General features: G+C 51.4%; 1 tRNA gene and 1 rRNA gene. Both read right to left on the minus strand.

Annotated elements, in window-relative coordinates:
* Positions 1–32 precede the first annotated feature (32 nt).
* Positions 33–108: transfer RNA gene (locus tag CXF71_RS11595), tRNA-Ala, on the minus strand.
* A gap of 88 nt (positions 109–196) precedes the next feature.
* Positions 197–1737: ribosomal RNA gene (locus tag CXF71_RS11600) — 16S ribosomal RNA — on the minus strand.
* Positions 1738–1750 lie beyond the last annotated feature (13 nt).

Below are 1750 nucleotides of genomic sequence, written 5' to 3' on the forward strand. Positions count from 1 at the left end.
TTTGGCTTCTTTCTTTAGTGAAAGATAAGAGATGGTGGAGCTAAGCAGGATCGAACTGCTGACCTCCTGCGTGCAAGGCAGGCGCTCTCCCAGCTGAGCTATAGCCCCATCAGGGTATCTTTCAATTTGTTATCATGTAATTTGTGTGAACACTCGTGAAACCCGAAGATTCCCATTAAGCAATTTTACTTCAAGATAAGGAGGTGATCCAACCCCAGGTTCCCCTAGGGTTACCTTGTTACGACTTCACCCCAGTCATGAAACACAAAGTGGTGACCGTCCTCCCGAAGGTTAAACTAGCCACTTCTTTTGCATCCCACTCCCATGGTGTGACGGGCGGTGTGTACAAGGCCCGGGAACGTATTCACCGTAGCATTCTGATCTACGATTACTAGCGATTCCGACTTCACGGAGTCGAGTTGCAGACTCCGATCCGGACTACGACGTACTTTGTGTGATTCGCTCCACCTCGCGGTATTGCAGCACTCTGTATACGCCATTGTAGCACGTGTGTAGCCCATCCCGTAAGGGCCATGATGACTTGACGTCGTCCCCACCTTCCTCCGGTTTATCACCGGCAGTCTCCTTAGAGTTCCCGCCATAACGCGCTGGCAAATAAGGATAGGGGTTGCGCTCGTTGCGGGACTTAACCCAACATTTCACAACACGAGCTGACGACAGCCATGCAGCACCTGTCACTACTTTCCCGAAGGCACAAGTCTATCTCTAGTCTCTTAGTAGGATGTCAAGGGATGGTAAGGTTCTTCGCGTTGCATCGAATTAAACCACATGCTCCACCGCTTGTGCGGGCCCCCGTCAATTCATTTGAGTTTTAACCTTGCGGCCGTACTCCCCAGGCGGTCAACTTAGTGCGTTAGCTGCGCCACTCACGGATCAAGTCCACAAACGGCTAGTTGACATCGTTTACGGCGTGGACTACCAGGGTATCTAATCCTGTTCGCTCCCCACGCTTTCGTTCCTCAGCGTCAGTATCTGTCCAGGTGGCCGCCTTCGCCACTGATGTTCCTTCCAATCTCTACGCATTTCACCGCTACACTGGAAATTCCACCACCCTCTACAGTACTCTAGTCTACCAGTTCAAAATGCAGTTCCAAGGTTGAGCCCTGGGCTTTCACATCTTGCTTAATAGACCGCCTACGAACGCTTTACGCCCAGTAATTCCGATTAACGCTTGCACCCCTCGTATTACCGCGGCTGCTGGCACGAAGTTAGCCGGTGCTTCTTCTGTTGTTAACGTCACAGAATGGCGCTATTAACGACACTCCTTTCCTCACAACTGAAAGTGCTTTACAACCCGAAGGCCTTCTTCACACACGCGGCATGGCTGCATCAGGCTTTCGCCCATTGTGCAATATTCCCCACTGCTGCCTCCCGTAGGAGTCTGGGCCGTGTCTCAGTCCCAGTGTGGCTGATCATCCTCTCAAACCAGCTAGAGATCGTCGCCTTGGTGAGCCATTACCTCACCAACTAGCTAATCTCACTTGGGCTAATCAAATGGCGAGAGGTCCGAAGATCCCCCCCTTTGGTCCGTAGACGTTATGCGGTATTAGCAGTCGTTTCCAACTGTTGTCCCCCACCATAAGGCATATTCCCAAGCATTACTCACCCGTCCGCCGCTCGTCAGCAGATAGCAAGCTATCTCTGTTACCGCTCGACTTGCATGTGTTAAGCCTGCCGCCAGCGTTCAATCTGAGCCATGATCAAACTCTTCAATTAAAAATCGTTTGTG

This window comes from Colwellia sp. 12G3, assembly GCF_002836775.1.
Lineage (GTDB): Bacteria > Pseudomonadota > Gammaproteobacteria > Enterobacterales > Alteromonadaceae > Colwellia.